Below are 24,643 nucleotides of genomic sequence, written 5' to 3'. Positions count from 1 at the left end.
GGCCAGGATGCGTTAACAGCAACACTTTCTCCGTGGCCAGGATGCGTTAACAGCAACACTTTCTCCGTGGCCAGGATGCGTTAACAGCAACGTTTTCTCCGTGGCCAGAATGCGTTAACAGCAACACTTTCTCCGTGGCCAGAATGGAGAAAATAGCAACGGATATTCCTTTTATTGAGTTGTTAGTGATTAAAAATAAAACAAATTTGTTCTTGACGGGATATATTTATATCCCATATAATGTAATGGAACCGAACAAGAAGGGGGTTCAAAAGGGAACACCCCTGTAAAGGAGGTATCTTGATAATCAAATCCTTTAATCGCTCTTTAACAGCCAGTTTTTTTATTGCCAGGGTCGGCCAAGTAGGGAAACCCATGTGGGAACCTTACACAGCCAATAACTCGTTTATGGTTTTCAGTGAAAATCCAGAGTTAGACTTTCAGAGAGTTAAAGCGGCGTATGAGTCCGGCGCTTTCAAGGTCTTTTCCATTGGATCTTGTCAGCCCTTTATCAGACTACGTGATGTTCGTGAAGTGTTAGCCAACGTGGAAAACATGAACGAACGCCACTTGAAACAAATGGCACTGCTCGAACAGCACATAGCTTTACAGCAGGAAAAACTGGATAAACAGCGCGAGTTGCTTAAAGCATTGCAAAAAGCAGCTTACGCGAACTGTTAACGATAGGGGGGCGAAAGCTCCCCTACAAACAAAGGAATACATGATGAAAAGCAATAGTGAAGCGCAACGCCGATCAGCTTTGAAAGAAAAGCTATCCGCTATCTGTACTGTTTCTGTAATGCAAGATGATGAAAAAACTAACTCTATTGGCGTATCGTTTGAATATTTAGGGGTTTTATACACAACGTATCTTGATGCAGAAACCGAATGCGGCGAACTTCTAAAGCACAACCCGAATGACATTACGGTGATTGAAAATGTTGGTACAACCAATGCTAATGATCTCATCGCATTTTTCGAGGGCTTACCGAATATTGAAGGGATTTTGAAATAAGGTGCTATATGTCAGCGATACAAATTAAAGTGGATGGTGATCAGGTATCACTCATTTATGAAGAAAAAAACGGTGAAAACATCGCTAGAAGACTTAACCAACTCAAGGACGCTTTAGGTATTACTTGGTATGGCATGGCGGCGGTTTTCGGTTTAAAGCCAACTGAGGCTAGTGTAAGGCTCTTTAAGAGGTGGGCGCGAGATCCAAGCTTGGCAAGTTATCAAGAAATGCCGGAGAGCCAATGGAAATACCTGTTAACTCTCACCGAAGGGCAAGAAGTTATTAAACGCCAGGATTAGGCGGTTATTGTGGCTCTTTCGAGTGGTTCATATTGGCGTGGCTCATTTAACTTGCTCGTTGGTATTAATGAGCTATTGTTTGTGGGTAGGCTCGTATGGGTATAGTCAAAAAAGCTAGGCGGCTAAAAAGGTGATGTTTTGAAATTAAGTGTCGATTATTCAAAACTGCATGAAGCAGTTTCAAAAATGAGTGAGATTGAAACTAATAGTGATGATCTAGAACTTGCACGACAACAAGCAATTGAAGCTGATCTTTGTTGTTCAAAGACTAGGTTAAAAGATGAATTTCGCATGAAGCCAAAACCCGATGCTGAACCCGTGAAGTTCTATAAAAATGACTATGGAAAGTCATTTGGTGTTTATCGCATTGCTGATTGTGTGCCTATGAGAAAAAAGGTTAACAAGTTAACAGAAAAGCAAGATCAGAACGCCAAACGGTTGGGGCTACAATCCAAGCTAAATAGCCGGGTTTGTAAGGCTGGAAAGTCTATAGAAAAACTTATGGCTGGTTCTCCGCTAGTCCTCGATACTGAAACATCAGGATTAAGCTCTGTAGATCAGGTTATTGAAATTGGAATTTGTGATTTGTCCGGGCGGGTCTTAATGGAACAACGCATTAAGCCAACCGTTGCTATTAGTGAAGGTGCTTTTGAAAAACACGGCATATCATTATCTGATTTGTCTGACTCTCCATCTTGGCCGGATGTGCTGGAAGAAGTGAAATCCATCTTATCAGGCAGGAAAGTAATCATTTTTAACTCTGGTTTTGATTTGGCCATGTTGTCGCAAACTTGTGCTGCTTTTAATTTAGATAGCTCATGGTTAGAAACGCTCGATGTTAAATGCGCGATGGAATTGTGCGCTTTGGCTTTTGGGGCTACTAACCGTTACGGTTCAATTTCCCTGGAAGATGCTAGTTACTTTGCACAAGCGGAATGGAAAGGTGAAGCGCATAGCGCGATTGCTGATAGCATCATGACCGCCGATATTCTTAATAATATTTATCAGTCATACCGAACCACACTTGACCAATTAGAAGAATTAAAATGAAGGTAGCTAGAATTTACCTCAGAGTCAGCACAGAACAGCAAGATTTGACACGGCAAGAAAGGCTTATTTCTGAGGCTAAAGCTGCGGGATATTATATTGCGGGTGTCTATCGTGAAAAGGCATCTGGCGCTCGCGCTGATCGGCCTGAAATATTACGCATGATTGCCGATTTGCAACCAGGTGAGATTGTTATTGCTGAGAAATTGGATCGTATTAGCCGATTACCTCTTGCCGAAGCTGAACAGTTGATAAAGGCTATAAAGGACAAGGGAGCTAGGTTGTCAGTTCCTGGGATCGTAGATTTATCAGATCTCGTTGATGATGCAAGCGGGGTTACTCGCATCGTTCTTGAATCTGTTCAAAATATGCTATTAAAGGTTGCCCTTCAATCTGCGCGTGATGATTACGAAGACCGAAGGGAGAGGCAAAGACAAGGTATTGAAGAAGCAAAGAAAGCAGGGCGCTTTACAGGTCGAAAAGCAGACACTAAACGGCATGACCTTATTGTTGCGCTCCGAATATCAGGTGAATCAATCTCTGATACCGCTAACAAAGCAAATTGTAGCGTTGCTACTGTTAAGAGGGTTTGGCGGGATTACAACCTCTCACAAAAGAAAATAAGCTCATAACCTTACTTACAGGCCAGGGATACGCACCTTTGATGATATGGCTCGTGCTTTTGAGTCTGAATGTCCTAGCTCATTGACTAACGCTGGTATGACAGTGGCCAGCATGTAGTTTATTACTGCACTACTAGGGGCTTTTTCGTCCTTTTCCCATTGTGCAATTCGAGAGTGTGTTAATTTCATGCCTAGTGCTGCGTTCATTACCGCTAACGCTTCTGTCAATGTTCCATCGCCACGTGTGACAATAGATCGCCATGTACTAACCAGGTTTGGCGATTCGGGCTGAACTGTAGCCGGCTTTCCTACTCTGCCAGTTTTTTTGATCTGTGGTTTCAAATGGATTCCCCTTTGTATTGATGGCATAATTAAAAGGCCGGATTCTTCTTAGTCGAAGGGATGGCAGCCCCGGATCAGCGTGGTGGCTTGTCCGGGGCAATGTACCTATTTACCATTCTCTTTTCTATATCTTCCTATTTCATCAAAAACATCCAAAAAAGTTTGCCAACTCATTGAATGCCATCTGAACGGCTGACCACTATCAAATGCTTTAATTATTTCTCGCGTTGCGTGACTCATTCCCTAGTCCTCCAATAAATCAAGAAAGAGGACGGATATTGCCCGTCCTCTAACTTTAGTTACTTGCTGATGTGTGACTCACATAGATTGGCAAACACCCCTGCATGAGCTTCATGCTGAAAGTCTGCGACTGGGAACTTGTCACTCGTTAGAGCCTTTACGTTTTCAGGCTTTAGCTTGCCAATAACAGACCAACCTTTAGGCTCACCCTCTGCTAGACCAATGTTTGCATGGTCGTTTACAAGTGGCTCAACCGTGAATGATTCGAATTGGTTTAGCTCGTTAATGTCGCTGAAATAAAACAAAGTAGTCATTTGGATTTCCTTTTTAGTCGAAGGTTAAATAAATCGCAGTGAACTAAGTGGTGGTGTCCCTTGCGATATGGTTAATATAATACACTAGCTGTATCATATCAAGTGTTTTTTCTTCGTGCGCACGAAAAAAACGCAAATTAACATTTTTTTTGTGTGGTTTTATATGGGCTTCACTTGGCGTTGTTTACAAAAAGAACAGTGAGATATTAGTCCAAATAATGACCTGTAGTATTTATAAAATATACGATAAGCCTTTACTGGTAAGGCTTTGTGATTCTTTGTTTTTGCCTCCGCCTAGCACAAAACCTAGTTGTTTAGTGTCATATCATTGTGATATCTGGTGCATATTTCTGAGTTATTTTCTACGCAAATAGTTGATATGTGCTATATGGAGTATTTTTTTAATTGTTTCTGGAATTTTAACATCAAAATGGTATATATTGATTTTCAGGTTGAGTGATTTTAACGTATGATCCAAGCCGGGTCTGATAAGGAGATTAAAATGAACCTAACGTCAGTATGTGCTGTTGGTGCTGTTGTTGCTTTAGGGGTTGCGGGTACTTTAGCCCCTGCTCCTGCGCAAGCGGCCTCCCAAGATGAATGTGCAATATGGATATGTTTACCTGGGGGCTTCCCTTCTGGTTGTGGCGCTGCTAAATCGGCTCTTAAAAAACGAATCAAGAAGTTTAAACCGCCTCTACCTGCTTTTTCTTCCTGTATGGTCAGTAGTGGCAGTAATAGCAGTCAAATGTCATACAACCATAACTTTGCGGCGCTTATTGCTGAACAGCGCATTTGTAAACGTTGGGGCGGTAGGGATGATAACCGATGTGTTGGTGGTTGGGAGGTTATCCCACAGCACTATCAAAAAGGCACTCGTTGTCGTCGTGATCGTGACGGTTATCGTACTCCAAGAGGTTGTATTGCGACGAAACGATATGTTGATGTTTATGTAGATGGCCAAGCTGCTGGCCCAACTTACTACTGGTAGTTGAGGGGGCGGCTATGGATCTATTCGCTGTATTAGCTGTGTGCGCTGCTTTGTCGGGCGGGGATGCTCACAAAGATTTACCAAACGTGAGTAAATCTGAATGTGAAGCAGCAAAAGTTCAGTATCAAAGCACTTTGCAAACCATCCAGTTAACTGGATCAGATCGGGACGCCATTGGGCGAGTTGCTTTTGCGGAAGCGGCAAACCAAGGTGATAGTGGTCTAGCTGGCGTTGTATATACGATTTTGAATCGTCTAATTAGTGGTCAGTTTGGCAATACAGTCACGGCGATAGTCAATGCGCCCAATCAATTTGAACCTGTTCATAAAGCCGGAGGCTGGAAAGAACTTCCGATTTTATCACCCATTCAACAGACCCGAATCGAAACCATTATAAATTTGGCTCTCGAAGGACGATTGCCAGATTTGACTAATGGCGCTTTGTTTTTTCAAAACCCTGATGTAGTGGCCGCAAGAGAAAAGCAAGGAAGCGTATCAAAAGGATTAACTCACTTTGGCGGTTCTTCGCCATCGGCGGTTATTCAAGATCACGCTTTTTATGCCTCGATTAATAGTAGTGGTTCATCTTCTGCACCAGTGAAAGTTGAAGCAAAACGCCGACCTAAAGCGAAAGATTGGGATGCTTTTGGAGTCGCAGAAGATAAGGCTCTAGCCAGCGCCCAAGGCTGGAATGTGTTTAGCGATGGTGGGTCTTCTGAATCCGTCTTAATTGGCGGTAAGGATGCATCACAATGAATCTAGTAATTGTTGAATCACCAGGAAAAGTTAAAAAGATACGTGAGATTTTAGGGCAAGGCTGGGATGTTCAAGCTAGCGTTGGCCATGTTCGCGATCTTCCTGAGCGTGAAATGGGCGTAGAAGCGCCAGATTTTAAACCTCACTACGTCCCAACGGAAAGGGGTAAAGACGTATTAGCCAAACTTAAAAAGTCTGTCGATAAGGCTAATGCTGTTTATTTGGCGACTGACTTAGATCGAGAAGGTGAGGCGATTGCTTGGCACTTAAAGCAAGCGTTACGTTTGAATAATCCTCAACGAATTTTGTTTTCTGAAATTACCGCTAAAGCGATCAAGTCTGCTTTGGTGAACCCTACCGCTATTGATGTAAAAAAAGTTGCAGCTCAAGAGGGGCGGCGAGTGGCTGACCGTCTTGTGGGTTATATGGTTTCTCCTAAATTAAGTCAAATGGCGGGTAGGCGTGGTTTATCTGCGGGGCGAGTCCAATCACCAGCCGTTAGGATTGTTGTTGATAGAGAACGAGCTATACGCAATTTTAAACCAACCAATCACTTTGGCGTTTTGCTTAATTTTGGTGAGTGGAATGCGGAGTGGGAAACCAAACCGTTCTTGCTCGATGGCCAAGATTACATTTTAGATAAAACGTTGGCTGATGCAGTGGCGAACATTCGTCATTTGAATGTTATTGATTGCGAAGAAAAGCAAGAGAACAAAGCACCACCGCCGCCTTTTATTACCTCCACGATGCAGCAAGCGGCATCAAATAAGTTACGCATGAAACCGAAAGCAACGATGGATGCAGCTCAAAAGCTCTATGAGCAAGGGCATATCACTTACATGCGAACCGATAACCCTAATTTATCAGAAGATGCGCTGATGGAAATTTACCAGGTGTGCCAGGTAAAAGGCTTGCCTATGGTTGATAGCCCTCGAACTTGGAAAGCAAAAGGTGATGCTCAAGAAGCCCATGAAGCGATAAGGCCAACGCACTTTAATGTGGAAGACGCCGGGGAAACAAAAGAACAACGAGAGCTTTATAAGCTGATCTGGTTAAGGGCTTTAGGTTGTCAGTTAGCCTCGTCTAAATATGCAGTGCGCATTGCTAAATTGCGTGGTGTGGACGCCCTAAATGGAAAGCCTGTTGATTTCTTAGCTAAAGGTCGTGCGCTGATTTATGAAGGTTGGAAAGCCCTGTATAGCGATGACACGGAAAGCGATGAAGACAAAGAAAAGAACCTTGAAGGTGCGAATAATCCAGTGTCTAAGCTAACGCCAGGGGAAACAATCACCGCGCATTCTGGCCACGTTCAAGCCAAGAAAACTAAAGCTCCATCCCGATTTACAGAAGCGGCTTTGATTAAAGAGCTTGAAAGGATGGGAATTGGAAGACCGTCTACCTATGCGGCCATTATGGAAAACATTAAGGGGCGAGGCTTCGTTGCTGATGATAAGGCCGGAAAATATTTACTACCTACAGATATAGGTGAGTTGGTTGTTGATGCGTTGGTAAATAGTCAGTTTAGTTTTATCGAATATGACTTTACTCGTGAAATGGAAAACAAGCTTGATCTAGTCGCTGATGGTCGTTCGTCATATCGAGAAGTAGTTTCAACTGTTCATAGCTCGTTAGAGCGAGAAATGGAACACATGAAAGTGACAGCCGCGCCAGAGCATCCATGCCCTGACTGCGGTAAACCTATGTTTCTAAAAAAAGGGACTAAACCGTTTTTTGGCTGTTCTGGATACCCGGAATGTTCAACAACATTACCAGCCGTAGGAGGCAAGCCAGGTAAAAAAGTTGTTCGAGAAATTGCTGATGTGCCTTGTCCTAAGTGCGGGAAAGAGCTTGTTAGGCGCAAAAAACGGGCGATTGGTGGAAAGAAAGGGTACGACTTCTTTGGTTGTTCTGGTTTTCCTGCCTGTGATGCTAAGTATCAAACAGTTGGTGGAAAGCCAAAAATTTGAACTTAGTCAATCAAAGTTGTGTACATTGATAATCAATGTGCTATGCTTTGATTTAAGTGGGATGGGTTATTCATGGAGAGAGCGACAACGAAGAAAAAACAATTAAAATGTCCAATTTCGACAAGCAATATTGGACATTTTGAAATGAAACATGACGTTATCAGTGAACCAGAGCTGATTGATAACCTGGAAAGCAAAGCAGTAAAAACAATGGCTTTAGTGCAGGGTGAAGACGGTAAATTTTGTATTTATGTAACCCTGACATGGAAGGAGAGAAGACAGCTCTTAGAAACACAACGTAAAGAACCAAGGACTTGGGCGAGTCTTGATCGTCTTGTTAAACACATTAATCAAAAGTACGAAAACGTACCAATTATTCAGTTGGAATTAAGGAGTAATAACAATGAAAACGGCAAACATCAAAAACGTGAACGGAGTGGAAAAGAAAGAAGTTAGCAAAACTCGTCAGTTCATGGCCAACCTTTGGTTGGTGGTGTGTATGGTGATGATTCCAGAAATCGCAATGGCTAACCCAATTTCAGATGGTGTTGATTGGGTTCTAGACCTTCTTACTAATGGCATTGCGCGAAGCCTGGCTATCATCGGTATTGTTTTTCTTGGTTATATGGCTTGGGCTGGTCGCATTACAGGCGAGGCGTGTGGAAAATTCGTCGGCGGTATCGTTCTAGTCTTTGGTGGTGCAACCATCGTTGACCTGATTATCGCAGCCGTATCTTAAGGGGGCTGCAATGGCATCAGGTATCGATCCGCTATTTGTTGCCGCCACGCGCCCCGCGATGAAGTGGGGCGTCACTCTTGACGGCATTATCATCGGGGGTGGTCTGGTTGGGATCGCTATGATTGGAACCGGGAACCCCTTCACTTTACTTCTCTATTTACCAATTCACGGCGTTATGTATCTGCTGTGTTTGCGTGACCCTCGCACCTTTAGATTAATTCTGCTTTGGGTTGGTACAAAAATGAAGTCTCTTGGATGGCGACATTGGGGAGCATCAACGGCCACACCGTTGGTAAACACTCGCGGCGTAAGGAGAATGCCAAAATGACAACGGAAAAACGCAAAGTTCAAGAAGTGCCTTGGCATCGAGAAAACCCGGTTGCAGACTTCATTCCTTATCATGCTCAAGTGAATGAAAATACTGTTAAAACACAGGGTGGTGATTATCTGCAAATTATCAAACTGGATGGTGTCGCGCATGAGTCGGCAGATCCTAGTGATGTGGAAGTGTGGAAAGAGCAGCTTAATATTTTGCTTCGAAACATTTCTTCACCACAAGTTTGTTTGTGGACGAATACTGTACGCCGTGAAAGCACTGTATACCCAAACGGTAATTTTTCAGGAGAGTTTGATTCTGGCCTAAATGAAAAATACCGTGACCATGTAACCAAAAAGCAAATGATGGTAAACGAGCTGTACCTAACTATTGTTTATCGTCCGGCGGCTACAAAAGCATTGGGGTTCTTTTCCAAAATGGAAAAGAACAAAGAAGTGCTACGCCATCAACAAGAGGAAGCTATCGAGAAGCTAGATGAAATTGTTTCTATCGCTGTTAGCTCTCTCAATCGTTATGTTCCAAGGGTTTTAGGAACATATCTACGCAATGATATTTTGCACTCGGAAGCATTAGAGTTCCTAGATTTTCTAGTGAATGGCGATTGGATGCCTAGAGCGTTACCGCGCAAAGTCTTGTCTGAGTGTATAGCGCGAGTTCGCCCGTTCTTTGGTGCTGATGCCTTTGAACTTCGCGGAGTTACAGACTCTAAAATGGGCGCTTGTCTTGGCATTGCTGAGTATCCAGAAGGAACAGAAGCGGGGCTGTTAAATGCTTTATTATCTGCGCCGTTTCAAATGGTTCTGACTCAAAGCTTTAATTTCTTATCTAAGCCAGTAGCCGTTGAGTTGTTAAGTCAGCAGCAGCAACGATTGGAAACTACGGGTGATTTAGCAATATCTCAGGTTGATGCAATCAATGATGGTCTAGATGATTTGGCATCAGGAAGGATTGTGTTTGGTGAGCACCATTTGTCGCTAACTGTCTTTGGTGACACACCTCGCCAACTTCGAGCTAATTTGTCTGCGGCACGTACAGAGCTTGCCGATTGCTCAATGGTTGTTGCTCGTGAAGATTGGGCGTTGGCTGCGGCATATTGGGCGCAACTACCAGGTAACACAAAATACCGTCCTCGTCCTGCGCCTATATCGTCACGTAATTTTGCCGGATTCTCTAGCTTTCATAATTACCCAACAGGCCAGCGAACAGGGAATCAATGGGGTTCGGCTGTAACCATGTTTAAAACCACTTCTGGCGCACCATATTACTTTAATTTTCATGAGCCATTAGATAACGCTAAAGCTAAGAAAAAAGAGCAATTAGAGCGTGAAATGGGGAATAAGGCACTAGAAGAACTGGAAGGTAAGGAAGAACAAAAAGCTTTAGGTAACACGTTAATTATCGGGCCATCTGGTTCTGGTAAGACGGTTGTTCAAGGCTTCTTAATGGCACAGAGCAAAAAGTTTAACCCTACTCAGGTGATTTTCGATAAAGACCGAGGGCTAGAAATTTATGTTCGTGCAAGTGGTGGGGTTTACCTGCCTCTTAAAAGTGGCGTTCCAACTGGTTTTAACCCGTTCCAGTTAGAAGACACCGAAGAAAACAAACTGTTCTTGGTTAATTTGGTGAAAAAGTGCTGTGGTGGCCAATTCACTAACCAGGAAGAAAAAGAGATTTTCAGTGCAGTTAATGGCGTTATGGGATTGCCAATCCAAAAACGCCGTTTAGGGCGCTGTATGGACTTTCTAGATCCTGTTTCTGATAGTGGCCCTGCTGCGCGATTAGCTAAGTGGTGTAATGGTGGTTCGCTTTCTTGGGTATTGGATAATGATTCTGATGCGTTGGATTTCACAAACAACAATATGTTTGGTTTTGATGTGACGGAGTTCCTAGATAACGAAGAAATCAGAACGCCAATAGTGATGTACCTATTTCACCGTATTGAATCTTTAATTGATGGTCGTCGCTTTCAGATGTTCATGGATGAGTTTTGGAAACTACTTCTCGATGAATACTTTGAAGACCTGGCGCAAAACAAACAGAAGGTTATACGTAAGCAAAATGGGATCATGGTTTACGGTACTCAATCACCGAAAGACGTTCTCAAATCTAAAATTGCTCACTCTTTGATTGAGCAGTGCGCAACGTTCCTATTTATGCCGAACCCTAAAGCAGACCGTAAGGACTATGTAGACGGATTGCATTTAACTGAGCGTGAATACCAGTTAATCAAAGAAGATATGGCTCCTGGCTCTCGTCGTTTTTTGATTAAGCAAGGACATAACAGTGTAGTAGCAGAGCTGAATTTAAAAGGTTTTGATGATGAGTTGGCGGTTATTTCTGGCACAACAGATAACGTTTCGTTGATGACTAACATCATTGAACAGCATGGGGAAGACCCGGCAATTTGGCTACCTATTTTCCACGAGCAACGGAGGTTTGCGAAATGAAAAAACCATTATTAGCGGCTGCAATCGCCCTGACTATTGGCGTATCTCAACCAAGTTTTGCCGGAGGTATCCCGGTTATTGATGTGGCGGGATTAACGCAAAGTATTACGCAAGTTCAGCACATGATGACGCAAATTCAACAGATGCGAAATCAACTGGATACGGCGCGTCAAAACCTTAATAGCATTAAGGGGGTGCGCAATATGGCCAACGTTATTAACTCTGCCTATGACACAGCAATCGACGTTGATCCTCAGTCCATTTTAAGTTCTACAGGGCTGAAAAATGCCAGTGATTTAACTCGTGTTACTGGTGCGGGCGCTGACTTGCTGAATAGCGGCAATTTAGAGACAGCGAATTGGTTAGCTCAATCTCAAAAATCTTTGGAACAGTCTAAAGCTCGTTTTACTGAATTAAGCGGCTTGGTTTCAAAGGTTAACGCCGCGCCGGAGCAAAAGGACATTCTTGATCTGCAAGCTCGTATTGGCGCAGAAGAAGTGATGCTTCAAAACGAAATGGCCAAATTAACTATGCTTCGCTCTCAGGCAGAAGCTAATCAGGCTATTCATGCTCAAAAGGTAAAGCAAGCGTCTATTCAATCATCCGGTCAACTTAGAACGGTATCGTGGTAAGAGGGTATTAATATGATTTTTTCGTGCGCACGAAAAGTTGCAATTTTGGCAGTGGCTACTACTTCGCTAGCTGGTTGCTTTGAAAGTGAGAAAGTAATTGAACCAGTTCAAAGCGTTGAGTGGTTTAAGTCTAATGATAATGTACGTAAGGAAACGTTGGAGAAATGTGCTAACAATCCAGGTGAGCTAAAAGAAACACCAAATTGTAAAAATGCGCTAGAAGCTGAAACACAGCTTTCTTCTGGTTCCCTTAAAAACGTTAGTAACTGGTAAGGGGATTCGTTATGGCGTCCACAAACCTGTTTGAAGCGATTTTCGATAAGGTAGATACGGCGCTGGATACGTATATCGTCAGCACCGTTGGGGATATGATTGCATTCATTAACCCAATCTTTAGCAGTTTGTTAATTATATGGATTGCTATTTGGGGCTATCTGATGCTATTCGGGAAAGTAAGTGAACCTCTACAAGAAGGGGTTTTTCGAATACTTCGAATTGGCTTCATTATGGCGCTTGGCTTAACTGCTGGCACTTATATGGGGGTGGTTGTAGACGTTCTGGCACATGGCCCGGAAGAAATCGCGTCTATAATCACAGGTTCACCTACTGGCACATCAGCCGCAACACTAGATAACCTTTTCTCAAAAGTCTTTGAAGTGTCAGAAGCTGCTTGGGATATGGGCGGGATATTAGACGGTAATTTTGGGATGTATTTGATCTCATTAATCGTTTTGGTTGTTGGGGCAGGGCTGGCGCTCGTAGTGGCTTTCTTGATTCTTCTAAGCAAAATCATGACAACGGTTCTTTTAGGAATCGGGCCACTATTTATCGTTATGTTGTTGTTCAACGCTACACAACGTTTCTTTGAAAGTTGGTTAGGTATGGTTATGAACTTTGGATTTATCCTGGTTCTATCTGCTGCTATCGGCAGTCTAATGACCACACTTGCGAGTAGTTATATCACTGCAATGTCCGGCGCTGATGCAAGCGCACTTGCCAACTTAGGTGATGCGGCGATGTTATGTATCGTCTTTGGCCTTTGTATCCTGGTTGTAAAACAAGTTCCTTCTGTTGCGGCTGCTTTAGGTGGCGGCGTGGCTTTGGCAACACAAGGCGCGATAGGTGCAACAATGAGTGCAATGCGTCCAACTAATATCCGTAGGCAGTACCGAAACGCACAACGTGATTTACGTTTAGCGGGAGGAGCCGCAGCTAAACCGCTTACTAGCAGTTATGGGGCAGGCAGGAAAGGTTATGCGGCATATCAAAAACGCTTCGGAGCTGGCAACTCTATAACCGGATCTGCTGGTTAATCAAATGTAATTACTAACCAAGAAAAGCCGCATCTTTCTGATGCGGCTGTTTTCTTACATTCCTACAAAAAAAGGACAGGCTTTAATCTGTCAAAATGTTGTATATTGATAATCAAAGTGCTATATTTTGATTATCAATCACAAGCACATCGAGCATGGAGAGTTTCGAAGTGAATATTAAAAAACTAACAATTGTTTCGTTGGCATTGGCTTTAGGGGCGTGTACGTCCGTCCCGCCTCCACCTCATTGTAAAGATGATGGAAAAGGCTTACAGCCTATCAACCCTGAAATGTTAACTCAGGAAACCATTAACACAGTTCGAGCCAGTGAAAAGGCTACTGAACGTTTTGATTCACGTGGAGGGAACCGAAAATGACCGACAAAAAATCAAAAAAACCATCTAAAGCTGAATTGGAAAAGAAATATTTTCAAGAGGCGAGTGAATGGGATCAGGACGTTATGGCTCGTTCTAATAAGTCAGAAAAGCGCGCTTGGTCGGTTGCAATTGCGGTTGGCTTGATTGCGATCCTAGAAGCCGTGGGTTTAGCGGCTCTTGCCCCTCTAAAAACGGTTGAGCCTTATGTTATCCGTGTTGATAACAATACTGGTGTTGTTGACGTTGTATCGTCGCTTAACGAAACCGATGGAGAGATTAAAGCCGGTGCGCAGGAGTCACTTGATAAGTATTGGCTTGGTCAGTATTTGCGCCATAGAGAATCTTACCAGTGGGAAACACGAAACTATGACCGCCAAATGGTTGGGCTTTTGTCTGGTGCTTCTGTTCAACAAGATTATGCGGCTTACACAGATCCTCGCCAAAATCCTAACGCCCCGGTTGCTATCTACGGCCAAAATACAGAGGTGAATACTAAGGTGAAGTCGATTAGCTTTATTGGTTCGCCTGAGAAAATGGAGAACGGCGAAATTCGCACTACTGCGTTGGTTCGTTATACCAAACAAGTTAAACGCGCAGGGGAAACCACACCATTAAGCCATTGGGCGGCAACTGTTAGCTTTATTTATATCAACGGAAAAATGAAAGACGATGATCGCCTATTGAATCCGTTAGGCTTCCAGGTAGTGAAGTACCGTAATGACCAAGAAAGCATTGGGGGCTGATATGAAACAGTTTAAGCAGCTATCCGGTATTGCTTTGATGCTATGTCTAGGTGTTTCTAGTACAGCTCACGCCTTAGAAGTTCCGGCGGGTGGTAAGTACGATAAACGAGTTAAGTTTATCAATTACAACCCGGCAGAAGTGGTTAAGTTGGTGGGTCACTATGGTTTTTCAACTCATATTCAATTTGGCGCGGCTGAACAAGTTCAGCAAATCGCAATGGGTGATACTGATGCCTGGAATGTGGCTCCGGTTGATAACCATATTTTCATCAAGCCAAAAGGTGAAAAAGCAACAACCAATATGACGGTAATTACTACTCGTCGAGTCTACAACTTCGAGCTTTCGGCTCATTGGTCGCAAAATGGTGCGCATCCTCATCCTAATGACATGTTCTTTCAAATTAACTTCAAATACCCGGATGAAATTGCCGCCGCCGCGAAAGCAGAAGCCGAGGCTAAAAAGCTTCAAGCTAGGCTGAACCAAACCAATAAACCAGTTCCGGCGAATTGGAATTATTGGTCTAAAGGTTCAGAAGAAGTTACGCCGAAAAAAGCCTTTGATGATGGCCGTTTCACATACCTTAGCTTTACTAACAACGCTGAAATGCCAGCAATTTATGTTGTAAACCCTGATGGAACGGAAAGCTTAGTTAATACCAGTATTGATCCTGAAAACCCGGACACAATTGTGGTTCACAAAGTGGCTCGTCAATTGGTAATGCGTAAAGGTAATTCTGTGGCGTGTATCTTCAACAAATCGTATGACCCTAACGGTGTGACTAACAAGACAGGAACAACGTCACCAGGGATTCAACGTGTGATCAAGGGGAATTAATAATGGCTGAGAACGTACACAACGAAGTTGATGAAACTCAAGACGATGTAGAGCGCGGTTTGCCTTCTGTAAATAAGCAAAACAAACCAAAGGGCGGTGTTGGCCAGAAAATTATAGTAGGCATGGTTGGTATCGTAGTGGTGCTTGCATTAGTGGCCGTAAATGGCGGTTTTAGTTCTGAAACAGAGTCTCAACAGGTAGATATTAAATCTAATGATGAGATTGGAAATCGACTTGGCCCGGCTCCGGCTTTACCGCCGCCGCCACCGCCAGCGCCAGAAAAGGAAGCTGAACCTAAAACACCAGATATTATTCAAACTGGTCAGATTGCGCCGCCGCCACCGCCTCAGTATGTGACAGTAAACAACGATCGCAATCAAGAACCGACTCCCCTAGAGCGCAAGCAACAATCCAACCTTTTGGCGTTTGGTAATGTATCACGCGCACCAGGTGGACAACAGCAAAGGTCAGCCGAAGAAATAGCGCAACAGTACGTTAACCAACAAACAAACGGGGGTTTTATAGGAGGCGAAGAAGCGGAAAGAGCTGATGGACTAGGCGCCCAAATGAAACCAACCTCATTAGATGGGTCTAGAGCAGGGATTATTGCTGATAGAAACATGTTCGTTACACGTGGCACTTTCTTGGACTGTGCTTTAGAAACAGCGATTAGCTCAGACGTACCAGGAATGACCAGTTGTCGATTAACTCGTGATGTATATAGCACTAGCGGCAAGGTTCTTTTGTTGGAAAGAGGCTCACGCATTACCGGGCAATATCAAGGCGGTTTACAACGTGGTAAGGCTCGTATTTTCGTTTTATGGACTCGTGTTGAAACTCCTAATGGCGTAGTGGTTAACCTCGATTCTCCGGGTACAGACTCTTTGGGGCGTTCTGGTCATTCAGGCTACATCGACTCGCATTTTTGGCAACGTTTTGGCGGTGCAATCATGCTTAGTCTGATTGACGATATTGGGACGTATGCAGCTAACCAAGCATCAGGAAGTAGCTCAGGTAACAATCAAATTCAATTTGGTGGAACGGCTGAAACAGCGCGTGATGCTGCGGGTATTGCGTTAGAAAACTCTATCAATATTCCAGACACGCTATTAAAGCACCAGGGCGAACACATCAATGTGTTTGTAGCGCGTGACCTAGATTTTAGGGGGGTATATGAACTCCGAGCACAATAAAGCAACGTCATTGTTGGAGTACCTTTCGGTACTTCAACCTTTCCTAGACGATCCAGACAACACCGAAATTGTGATCAATAAGCCAGGTGAGGTGATCACGGAAAGCAGGAAAGGTTGGACTTACTTTGATGTACCAGAACTGACTTTTTCAAAGTGTTTCAATTTGGCCAAACTGACGGCGACATACTCCGGGCAAAGTTTGGATGAAAGAAAACCAATACTGTCTGCAACGCTCCCTCACGGGGAGCGTATTCAGATTGCTATTCCACCCACAACTTTAGATGGCCATGTAAGCCTAACTATTCGAAAGCCTTCTCATATTGAGTTTGATTTGATGGATTATGAGAACCAGGGCTTTTTTGATGAATGCGAAGATTTTAGTGATGAGTTAAGCAGTGAAGAAAAGACGCTTCTTGAACTCAAGGAAAATAGGAAGTTCAGAGAGTTTTTAGAATTAGCGGTTAAGTCTCGTAAAAACATCATTGTGTCAGGCTCTACAGGTTCAGGTAAAACAACGTTTTTCCGGTCGCTACTAAAACAAGTACCAGATGATGAACGGTTGATTAGTATCGAGAACGTAGATGAATTAGGGCTGTATAAAACCCACTCCAATACTACGAGTTTGTTTTATTCAGCAGGGGGGCAAGGTGTGTCACCTATTACACAACAAGACCTCTTAGAGAGTAGTTTGCGTATGAAGCCGGATCGGATTTTTGTTGCTGAATTAATCCGTGGTGATGAGGCGTTTTATTACCTTCGAAACGTGAACAGTGGCCACCCTGGGAGTATTACCACAATGCACGCTAATAGCGCAAAGCTGGCTATTGAGCAGCTTGTTTTGTTTCTTAAAGAGTCACAAAGCGGCTCAACAATGAGCCGTGAAGACATCAAACAACTGTTGTTTATGTGTGTGGATATTATCGTGCAGATAAAGAACGTGCGAGGTAAGCGCGTTGTAACGGAGATTTATTATGATCCAGAGTTCAAACGCAGCCAAATGGCTTAAATTAACCTTAATATTGGCTGTGCCAATTCTAGCGATTGTTGGTTGGGCTTGGTTAAGTGGGTACTTTTATCTTGAATTGGCCGGACTCGATGGAGGCGCGGCCACTCCTTTAACGTTGTATCAATATTGGTTTTATTACGGCCAAGACAAAACCACTCTAACGTGGCTATCAGTTGCGGGGCTTGGTGGTTTGTTCGTGATTTGTTTACCTATCATCATTGCGTTTAGTCCCGCTAAAAGAAAATTGTTTGGCGAGGCTAAATGGGCAACAGTTAAAGACTTGAACGAAGCAAATCTATTTGCTGAAAATGGGATTATCGTTGGTCAAATATCTAAGTTTTTTGGGCTTTCAAAACGTTATTTAGTGTTTGGTGGTTCTACTCACGTTTTAATGTCTGCGCCAACACGAAGCATGAAAGGGGTAAGTGTGGTTATCCCTAACTTGCTTTCGTGGAAAGACTCGGCTGTTGTATTAGACATAAAGCAAGAGAACTGGGATATAACTTCTGGTTTCCGTTCTGCGCATGGTCAGGAATGTTTCTTGGTCAACCTAGCACCTCGTGACTATCGCACTCACCGTTGGAACCCTCTTTACTACATCAGTGACGATCCATCTTTCCGAATTAATGATATTCAGAAGATTGGTAACATGTTGTTCCCTAAGATTGATAATGAGGCTCCTATTTGGCAATCCTCGGCGCGTTCTTTGTGGTTAGGTTTGATTCTATACCTTATCGAGACAGAAGAACTTCCTGTAACGATGGGGGAAGCATTACGACAATTAACAATGGGTGATGAGCGATTAGCTGAAATAGTGGACGCGAGACAAGAAAGTGACAATCCGCTTTCTGATGAATGTTACCTGGCGTTAAAAGAATACTTAGACACACCAGATAAAACTCGTGGCTCAGTTCGTAAAGGCTTTACTTCGGCGTTAGAACTTTTCTATAACCCAATTATTGATGCAGCTACAGCAGAGAACGATTTTGATTTGCGTGACCTACGTAAAAAACGAATGACAGTTTATCTTGGTATCACGCCGGACGATTTAGAGCGTTTGGCTCCACTTATTAACTTGTTCTTCCAGCAAGTGATTGACTTAAACACTCGTGAGCTTCCAGAACAAAACCCGGATTTAAAATACCAAGTGTTGATGCTGCCGGATGAGTTCACAGCGATGGGTAAAGTCGGGATCTTGTCTAAAGGTATTAGTTACATTGCGGGTTATGGTCTTCGTATGTTGCCTATCATTCAGTCACCAGCTCAGTTAAGAGAAGTGTATGGCGCTGATGCGGCTGAAACGTTTATTGAAAACCATGCAATGCAAATTATCTTTGCCCCGAAAAACCAAAAAGTGGCCGAAGAAATATCTAAAACGCTTGGTACAACAACGGTCAAGAATAAATCGGACACTCGCCAAAAAGTTGGTAAAGCCAGTCGAAGCGAAAGCTCTAGTGATACAGGTAGGGCGCTTTTACTTCCTCAAGAAGTTAGGGCGATTGGCCAAAAAGCAGAAATCCTTTTGCTAGAGAATTGCCCTCCAATCATGTGTGAAAAAATCACTTGGTATAAAGACAAGGTTTTTGCTGAAAGAGGGAACAACCTTAAAGCGTTAGAAGATGGGGATGAAAACGCAATTAAATGGCCAAGCCCTCTAGTACCAAAAGTTGATCCTAACAGTCGAGTGAAAGGCAAAATTGAGTTTATGAGCAATTCAATGAACGAGGCCGAAGCTCAAACTGAAACAGTTGAACGGAAAATTACGGTTGAAGATATTGAAAACATCGATCAATTGGATTTGGAAAACTTTAGTTGTGATTTCTCTGAAATTGATGTGCCGAAAGGCGATATTGATGATGATGCGATGGATGCTCTTGTAAATGAATTCTTTGGTGCTGTAACTGCGTAAGGAGGCAATAAAATGGAAACGGAACAGTTGGCAGAAAAGCAAACTTACTTGGTTGTACCATACGAGGAACGTAATCATGCTGTTAAGGCGGCGGGTAAATTACCTGATGGCCAAAATGCACTTAAATTTGATGATGAAAACAAGCTTTGGTACGCGAAACCAGGGACTGACCTTAACAAAGTAAATAAGTGGATACCTGATCCAAATCGGGCGCGTTCAACCACTTCTGAAACCGATCCGGTTGTGGAGTTTTCCGAAACGCTAAAAGAAGCCGGGTTGGTTCTTAAAGGGCTTCCAGAAATGGACGGCAAGCGCCATCGAGTATCTACGTTAGAAGATAAGAAAGGCCAGCAAACCGGGGTTTATGTTGGTTATTTAGATGGCGTTCCGGCGGGTTGGTATCAAGACCACCGTAAACATGATGATCCGGTAAAGTGGAAAGCTACTGGCCAGAAGCTAGACAAGACAGCTCAAGACCACTTGAAAGCTATAGCGGTGCAAAACTCTATTGAACGTGAAGCTAACCAGAATAGGAAGTATGAACATAACGCGCATCGAGCTGAACAGGCTTATAACTTAATGCCTGATGCCACACCAGAACAAGGTTATTTGGCTGCGAAAGGGGTTAAACCTTTCCCTGGTGCAAAAATGGATAAGCAAGGACGGTTAGTTTTACCGTTAAGAAATGAAAATGGTGATGTTAGAACGTTACAACGTATCAGTGAATCCGGTTTTAAATCTTTGAAAAAGAACGGCCAGAAGACCGGGAATTATCACGTTGTTGGTGAACAAGAACTAAAAAATGGCGAGCCTATTTTATACGCCGAAGGTTATTCAACGTCAGCCAGTATTTCAGAAGCTACCAATCGCCCGGTTGTTATGACCGTTGATGCTGGCAACCTGCCAACGGTGGCTGCAAAGCTCAAAGAGAAATACCCTGATAGCCCTCATATCATGCTTGGTGATGATGATAGGACTAGAGAGGTTAACAAAGGTCAGAAAAAAGCGCAGCAAGCCGCAGAGTTAACCGGGGGGCTTTATCGTGTCCCGGCTTTCAACTACCAGGAACAAAAAGACGGTTTAACGGACTTCAACGATTTACATCAATCAAGAGGCTTAGAGCCTGTTAGAGAACAAGTCGAAGAAATCATAAGCCAAGCAACACGCTCTGAAACAAGGAGTAAAACTAATATGAGTGCTGAACCTACCGATAAACAAGAAGCTGAACCAGTCGTAACCAAGAATTTTGAGCAATATGTTAGCTCTGGTTTAGGTTCACAATCTCAATCTGATTTGCCCGTAGCTGAACAAGAAAACAAGCCAAAACCAGAAACCAGTAAAGCCGAATTAGAACCAGGTAATAAAGAGCCTAGTTCTAAGCTTGATTCTGATGTTGTTGAACATGGGGAAGATAACTCTGTTGAGCCATACATCGAGCAGAAAAAAGAGAGTGAGACTGACCTAAACGCACAGCGATGGTTAAAGAGTCGTGAGCCTTTAGAAGACATTATGGCGCAAGATGATGTTAGAGATAAAAAGCGCCAGCAACAACTTGACCAAGCCGCGAATTTAGAACCTAACCCTCGTCCAGTTCAAAGCAAAGAGCCAGATCCATTTGCTGATTTGGACAGTGGTTTTAAACCTGTTGTTCCTGAAAAAATATCAAAGTCTTATGTTGAGGTTGACGGAAAATATTATTTTGCGGGTCGTCCTGATTCTCTTGCTTTTGTCGATAAGGGCGCAAGGCTGCAAACCAAACTAAGCAGCTCTAATGTGGCCAGTTCAATGGTTGATATTGCAGAGGCTAGGGGGTGGACTGAGTTACAAGTTAAAGGAACGGAAGACTTTAGGCGTGAGGCTTGGCTTGAGGCGTCTTCTCGTGGGCTTGGTGTAAGAGGTTACAAACCAAAAGAGGAAGACTTGGCCAGGTTGAAAAAACTTGCTTCTGAACGTCAACCAAACGAAATCGAAGCAAGAGAACAAGCTGATCAGCCTCGTGTTTCAACAGGTGAAAAAGAAGGTGTGAAATCTACGGCAAATAAACCTGATACCGCAGCACCAAAGCAAGCTGAATCTTCGAATGAGGGTGATAAAAACGGTCAAGATAAAGAAAACATTAACCGTTTGGCCGGGAAGCTTGTTGAACATGGTAAAGCACCTTATGAGCACAATTCTGATAATCGACAAAGTTACTATGTAACGTTAGAAAACACTGATGGCCAAAAAACTACAACTTGGGGTATTGACCTAGAACGCGCTGTTAAGGACGGCGATTTTCAACCAGGTGATCAAGTGGAACTTGAAAATAAAGGTAGAAAGCCTGTTACCGTTTCAAAAGACATTAAGGATGATAAAGGAAACGTTGTTGATACCCAAGAAATCAATACGCACCGCAACGAATGGGAAGTCAAAGCTCAAGCTATCCGTGATAAGACTCGTGATGCGCGTGATGTTGTCAAAGAACATCCTGATTTAGTCAACGAAGTAGCGGCAGTAAAAGTCGCTGAAAAGTTTAGCCAAAAGTTTGATAACGAAGAAGACCGAAACCGATTCTTGGAAAAGGTCAGATCACAAGTGGCTAGTAATGTTTCATCTGGCCAGAAGTCACCAGATATAAAATTGCGTGAAGAAAAACAGTTAGAACGTACTAACCAGGATCAGGAAAGGTAACAAAAAAGAACCGGCATTTGTCGGTTCTTTTTTTTGTAACTACGCTTCCCTTTCGATACGGATTAATTGCTTTTGTAAGCTTTCCTAGTCGCTACACCCCAATAGACTGTGGCTACTAGGGAAACCGCAAAACCTAGCCCATATAGATATTGGGTTGCTGCTTGGTTTGCATCTATTGGTTCTGGTGCTGTCAATGCACAGATTAAACTAACAGTACCCACTAGCGCCCAAACTACAGTAATAAAACAAAAAAAACCTAGCTTTACTCTCCAATCAAAGAACATGGAAAACACGGTAAACATCCTTACTATTCAATGCCAAGTGCTATTAAAACACCATTCGAAGTGCAACAGAAGTCATATGGGCTTTAGTTTAAATAATAGCTAATACATATATATACTAGATATTATGGGTTGATGATAAAGCTATGCTGCATACTTTCGGGTACAGGTTCTGCCCCATTGTCATTTTCGCTCTTTAAATTTCTTGTCGTCCTGCTTCAAAATTTTCCTCAATAAAATTCATGTGAGAGAAACATATGGTTTTGCAAAATTATTCATTAAAGGTGAGTAGTTAAAAATCGGTTGCCCGGAGATATGCTGACGATGATTTTGAGTCACTTCGGGACAAAAGCGCCTTAGGGGACGGTGTCAAAAAGGGCGCTGTACTGTCAGCTATACATTATTCCTCGTAGTAAAAAGGGGTAGTGTCAATGGAAAAGCTAATCCTTGGGGTAGAGAAAGATACTTCAATGTTATCCAATATAGCTGAATTCAAATCATCATTTCCCATTTTTAATGATACCAGCGCAGTGCATGTCATTGTTTCTATAGTTGCTGCGTCCTGTAGAGAGATTACTGTATAGTCATCAATAGAAGGGTTATATGCACTGACTTCGATTTCAGCAGTGATATCTACAGTTATAGTCGAAGATATCTCAAATGAAATGTGATTAGATGAGAAAACTTCAACAATATCTACATGACTATCAATTTCATTATCACAAACTTCCAGATCCAAGCTACTGACTTCCCCCTCTAAGTTGTCGGAACCTGTAACATCTGCATCTATCGTGCAATTTGATTCTATATGGTCGTTTATGTAAACCTTGATTTTATCAATAAGTGGCGAACAGTCTTGTTGACTAATCAGCATGCAGAAATCATTTTTTAGAGTTAAAGGAACAGTATGCATGTGAAGGTCATCTAAAGCGTCTGCGAGGTCTGTATAAAAATCTATGGTTTCGCATTGGTCGCAAAAGTCTTTCCAATCATTATCCTTGGATACGGCATATAACCTTATTCCTTTATCCTTAGCAAAACGCTCCGCTGCAAGTAAAGCAATTGCATCTGGAAACTCATTTTTCTTCCGCCCTTTTTCTGAAAATGGAGGTTTTGAAGAAAAGTAGCTACTCAACAATTGACCGACAGAAACAAATTTCTCACTTTCTAGTATCCATGCATCACAGCTATTCTCAAATGCTAGAAATCTTTCTTTGGAAAGGTTTTCAACATTTTCATCTTTTAGCAGTATTTCTTTAGCGGAGTTCAAAGAACTACCTTCATAAAACCAATGGTCGCTCGCGTCTCTAATCGCTTTTTCAAGGCTGCGCCTTGTACCAAGAATTTTTTGATTAAGGTGTTGAAGCACTTCGTTTTTTATTACGTCAGGAATGATTATGTAAGTTGGCTTGTCTTTAAATTGCTTAAGTCTTCCTAACAGGCCAGATTCTAGCTTTAAACCATGGGCATCAAAAATAGATGTGTCTAATAGTAACCCCACCATATTCTCAGACATGTTTCTTACCCTTTAGAATTAGATATTTCTTAGCTTGCTAGCTAATGCGGATACTAGAGTGTCGATACCTTCACCATTCTTTAAATACAGTTGAACGCGATGACCATGAAGATCTGACGGTATATGCTCAAGCGTTTGGCTGATTGGGATTACTATTTTCCCCAAAGTATGGGCAATGCCGACCTCATACATCACATTAGGATTACGTCCGGAAAAATCAGCAATTACGATTTTTGAGCGGTAGATTAGAGAAAATATATCTTGCAGTATCGTTGCGTGTTCCCAAATGTCATCAGCCCTCTGGCAGCGGTAACCAGCTTGCTGACAAGCTCTAATTAAGCCTTGGTGAACATCGTCAAACCCAGCAAATGGCATCATTATGGAAACTAGATCATTTTCAACTTCAGAGCTGGGTATTTGAAAAATGCTAGGAGTAAAAACAATAGATTTAGTTGATTGTGTTGGTGCAGTAGAAACTGACACTCTATCTGACAAAGGGAAATTTTGGTCTAAGAAAACTATTACATCATCAAGTGAAGCTCTATGGTAGGTAAACATGCTTTTCAGTACGTCGGCTACAGCAGATGGGTAATCAGGATCTCCAAAGCCTAGTGCTTTCAATAAGCGCGGATGGTTTTCGATTATATGCTGGCAATCAGTGATATCTCCGATTGAGATCCAATCTGCTTGGTCAAACTCTTTGATTGCAACAATACGTTTCCTTAGTGCGTAGATTTTTTGTAGGTGTTCCTGCATTTAAATTCTCTTTTTGTGGTAGGACTTGTGTCACATGATTCTGGGGAGCTACTGCTTGCGTTAGTCATCAACAAGCGCAACAGTCTTGTGCTGAGTGCTATGATAAGTCCCCTCATCAATGGTGTAACGCAATGTCACACCACAACTTGGGCATTCATCTTCAACCCAATTTAGCCAAAGTGATTCTCACATTCAGGGTATTGCATGGTGGTTCCTCAAGTCTCACAACTCTCCGAAATCCTCAGCGCATCTTCAATCTCAACACCAAGGTATTCAATCGTACTTTCTAACTTAGC

At 42.8% G+C, this 24,643-nt stretch carries 25 protein-coding genes and 1 pseudogene; 21 read left to right on the top strand and 5 right to left on the bottom strand.

Annotated features, from left to right (window positions below; genetic code table 11):
- Positions 1–300: 300 nt before the first annotated feature.
- From ACWPOD_RS22740 to ACWPOD_RS22720, 5 genes are all read left to right on the top strand, one after another.
- Positions 301–681: a DUF6943 family protein gene (locus ACWPOD_RS22740; protein WP_229625222.1), complete on the top strand. Its 381-nt coding sequence runs from the start codon at positions 301–303 to the stop codon at positions 679–681.
- Between the two features lie 43 nt (positions 682–724).
- On the top strand, positions 725–1,015 hold the full coding sequence (locus ACWPOD_RS22735) for a hypothetical protein (RefSeq protein WP_140344256.1): 291 nt from the start codon (positions 725–727) through the stop codon (positions 1,013–1,015).
- Positions 1,016–1,023: 8 nt separating this feature from the next.
- On the top strand, positions 1,024–1,314 hold the full coding sequence (locus ACWPOD_RS22730) for a hypothetical protein (protein WP_140344255.1): 291 nt from the start codon (positions 1,024–1,026) through the stop codon (positions 1,312–1,314).
- Positions 1,315–1,452: 138 nt separating this feature from the next.
- A complete protein-coding gene (locus tag ACWPOD_RS22725) occupies positions 1,453–2,364 on the top strand; it encodes a 3'-5' exonuclease (protein ID WP_456232261.1) in 912 nt (303 codons plus the stop codon).
- Positions 2,361–2,993 carry a recombinase family protein gene (locus ACWPOD_RS22720; RefSeq protein WP_456232260.1) on the top strand — a complete coding sequence of 211 codons (633 nt, stop codon included), beginning with the start codon at positions 2,361–2,363 and terminating at the stop codon, positions 2,991–2,993. Before ACWPOD_RS22725 ends, ACWPOD_RS22720 begins: the two co-directional genes overlap by 4 nt.
- A 438-nt stretch (positions 2,994–3,431) precedes the next feature.
- Here the strand turns inward: ACWPOD_RS22720 and ACWPOD_RS22715 are convergent, their stop codons facing one another.
- Together ACWPOD_RS22715 and ACWPOD_RS22710 are read right to left on the bottom strand one after the other, a co-directional pair.
- The gene (locus ACWPOD_RS22715) at positions 3,432–3,566 is read right to left on the bottom strand and encodes a hypothetical protein (protein ID WP_265572454.1); all 135 of its coding nucleotides are present in this window, start codon (positions 3,564–3,566) and stop codon (positions 3,432–3,434) included.
- A gap of 59 nt (positions 3,567–3,625) precedes the next feature.
- Positions 3,626–3,880, bottom strand: a complete 255-nt coding sequence (locus tag ACWPOD_RS22710) for a hypothetical protein (RefSeq protein WP_265572453.1) — start codon at positions 3,878–3,880, stop codon at positions 3,626–3,628.
- Between the two features lie 502 nt (positions 3,881–4,382).
- Here ACWPOD_RS22710 and ACWPOD_RS22705 point away from each other — a divergent pair.
- The 16 genes from ACWPOD_RS22705 to ACWPOD_RS22630 all read left to right on the top strand — a co-directional run bounded on the left by ACWPOD_RS22705 (position 4,383) and on the right by ACWPOD_RS22630 (position 21,794).
- Positions 4,383–4,871, top strand: coding sequence for a conjugal transfer protein TraL (locus ACWPOD_RS22705; RefSeq protein WP_301949729.1), 489 nt, complete (start codon positions 4,383–4,385; stop codon positions 4,869–4,871).
- A gap of 14 nt (positions 4,872–4,885) precedes the next feature.
- Entirely contained in the window at positions 4,886–5,626 is a 741-nt protein-coding gene (locus ACWPOD_RS22700; RefSeq protein ID WP_265572452.1) for a cell wall hydrolase, read from the top strand.
- Positions 5,623–7,593, top strand: coding sequence for a type I DNA topoisomerase (gene topA, locus ACWPOD_RS22695; protein WP_456232259.1), 1,971 nt, complete (start codon positions 5,623–5,625; stop codon positions 7,591–7,593). The genes ACWPOD_RS22700 and topA overlap by 4 nt, the downstream gene beginning before the upstream one ends.
- A gap of 144 nt (positions 7,594–7,737) precedes the next feature.
- Positions 7,738–8,049, top strand: a complete 312-nt coding sequence (locus ACWPOD_RS22690) for a hypothetical protein (RefSeq protein ID WP_456232258.1) — start codon at positions 7,738–7,740, stop codon at positions 8,047–8,049.
- Positions 7,997–8,332, top strand: a complete 336-nt coding sequence (locus tag ACWPOD_RS22685; RefSeq protein WP_140344248.1) for a TrbC/VirB2 family protein — start codon at positions 7,997–7,999, stop codon at positions 8,330–8,332. The genes ACWPOD_RS22690 and ACWPOD_RS22685 overlap by 53 nt, the downstream gene beginning before the upstream one ends.
- Positions 8,333–8,342: 10 nt before the next feature.
- A complete protein-coding gene (locus tag ACWPOD_RS22680) occupies positions 8,343–8,660 on the top strand; it encodes a type IV secretion system protein VirB3 (protein ID WP_069547494.1) in 318 nt (105 codons plus the stop codon).
- Positions 8,657–11,116, top strand: a complete 2,460-nt coding sequence (locus ACWPOD_RS22675) for a VirB4 family type IV secretion/conjugal transfer ATPase (RefSeq protein WP_265572450.1) — start codon at positions 8,657–8,659, stop codon at positions 11,114–11,116. The genes ACWPOD_RS22680 and ACWPOD_RS22675 overlap by 4 nt, the downstream gene beginning before the upstream one ends.
- The gene (locus ACWPOD_RS22670) at positions 11,113–11,748 is read left to right on the top strand and encodes a type IV secretion system protein (RefSeq protein ID WP_140344246.1); all 636 of its coding nucleotides are present in this window, start codon (positions 11,113–11,115) and stop codon (positions 11,746–11,748) included. Before ACWPOD_RS22675 ends, ACWPOD_RS22670 begins: the two co-directional genes overlap by 4 nt.
- A gap of 12 nt (positions 11,749–11,760) precedes the next feature.
- Positions 11,761–12,021, top strand: coding sequence for an EexN family lipoprotein (locus tag ACWPOD_RS22665; protein WP_069547483.1), 261 nt, complete (start codon positions 11,761–11,763; stop codon positions 12,019–12,021).
- An 11-nt stretch (positions 12,022–12,032) separates the two neighbouring features.
- Positions 12,033–13,061 carry a type IV secretion system protein gene (locus tag ACWPOD_RS22660; RefSeq protein ID WP_140344245.1) on the top strand — a complete coding sequence of 343 codons (1,029 nt, stop codon included), beginning with the start codon at positions 12,033–12,035 and terminating at the stop codon, positions 13,059–13,061.
- A gap of 373 nt (positions 13,062–13,434) precedes the next feature.
- Positions 13,435–14,181 carry a virB8 family protein gene (locus tag ACWPOD_RS22655; protein WP_229625164.1) on the top strand — a complete coding sequence of 249 codons (747 nt, stop codon included), beginning with the start codon at positions 13,435–13,437 and terminating at the stop codon, positions 14,179–14,181.
- A gap of 1 nt (position 14,182) precedes the next feature.
- Complete coding sequence (virB9, locus tag ACWPOD_RS22650; protein ID WP_229625165.1) at positions 14,183–15,016, top strand: P-type conjugative transfer protein VirB9; 834 nt, start codon at positions 14,183–14,185, stop codon at positions 15,014–15,016.
- Between the two features lie 2 nt (positions 15,017–15,018).
- Positions 15,019–16,209 (top strand): type IV secretion system protein VirB10, encoded by a 1,191-nt coding sequence (virB10, locus tag ACWPOD_RS22645; protein WP_456232257.1) that lies wholly within the window; start codon positions 15,019–15,021, stop codon positions 16,207–16,209.
- Complete coding sequence (gene virB11, locus ACWPOD_RS22640; protein WP_140344241.1) at positions 16,190–17,215, top strand: P-type DNA transfer ATPase VirB11; 1,026 nt, start codon at positions 16,190–16,192, stop codon at positions 17,213–17,215. Before virB10 ends, virB11 begins: the two co-directional genes overlap by 20 nt.
- Positions 17,181–19,124: a type IV secretory system conjugative DNA transfer family protein gene (locus ACWPOD_RS22635; protein WP_229625167.1), complete on the top strand. Its 1,944-nt coding sequence runs from the start codon at positions 17,181–17,183 to the stop codon at positions 19,122–19,124. The genes virB11 and ACWPOD_RS22635 overlap by 35 nt, the downstream gene beginning before the upstream one ends.
- 12 nt (positions 19,125–19,136) lie before the next feature.
- A complete protein-coding gene (locus ACWPOD_RS22630) occupies positions 19,137–21,794 on the top strand; it encodes an LPD7 domain-containing protein (RefSeq protein WP_456232256.1) in 2,658 nt (885 codons plus the stop codon).
- A 681-nt stretch (positions 21,795–22,475) separates the two neighbouring features.
- On the opposite strand, the gene ACWPOD_RS22625 is transcribed toward ACWPOD_RS22630, so the two are convergent.
- The 3 genes and pseudogenes from ACWPOD_RS22625 to ACWPOD_RS22615 all read right to left on the bottom strand — a co-directional run.
- The gene (locus ACWPOD_RS22625; RefSeq protein ID WP_262637926.1) at positions 22,476–23,591 is read right to left on the bottom strand and encodes a PIN domain-containing protein; all 1,116 of its coding nucleotides are present in this window, start codon (positions 23,589–23,591) and stop codon (positions 22,476–22,478) included.
- A gap of 18 nt (positions 23,592–23,609) precedes the next feature.
- On the bottom strand, positions 23,610–24,347 hold the full coding sequence (locus ACWPOD_RS22620) for a hypothetical protein (RefSeq protein ID WP_456232255.1): 738 nt from the start codon (positions 24,345–24,347) through the stop codon (positions 23,610–23,612).
- Positions 24,348–24,562: 215 nt separating this feature from the next.
- A pseudogene (locus ACWPOD_RS22615) lies at positions 24,563–24,643 on the bottom strand (integrase); the annotation flags it as partial.

Source organism: Vibrio sp. JZG120, from assembly GCF_053890955.1.
Note: the sequence above shows the minus strand (reverse complement) of the source record. Positions and strands in the feature narration are given on the sequence as shown.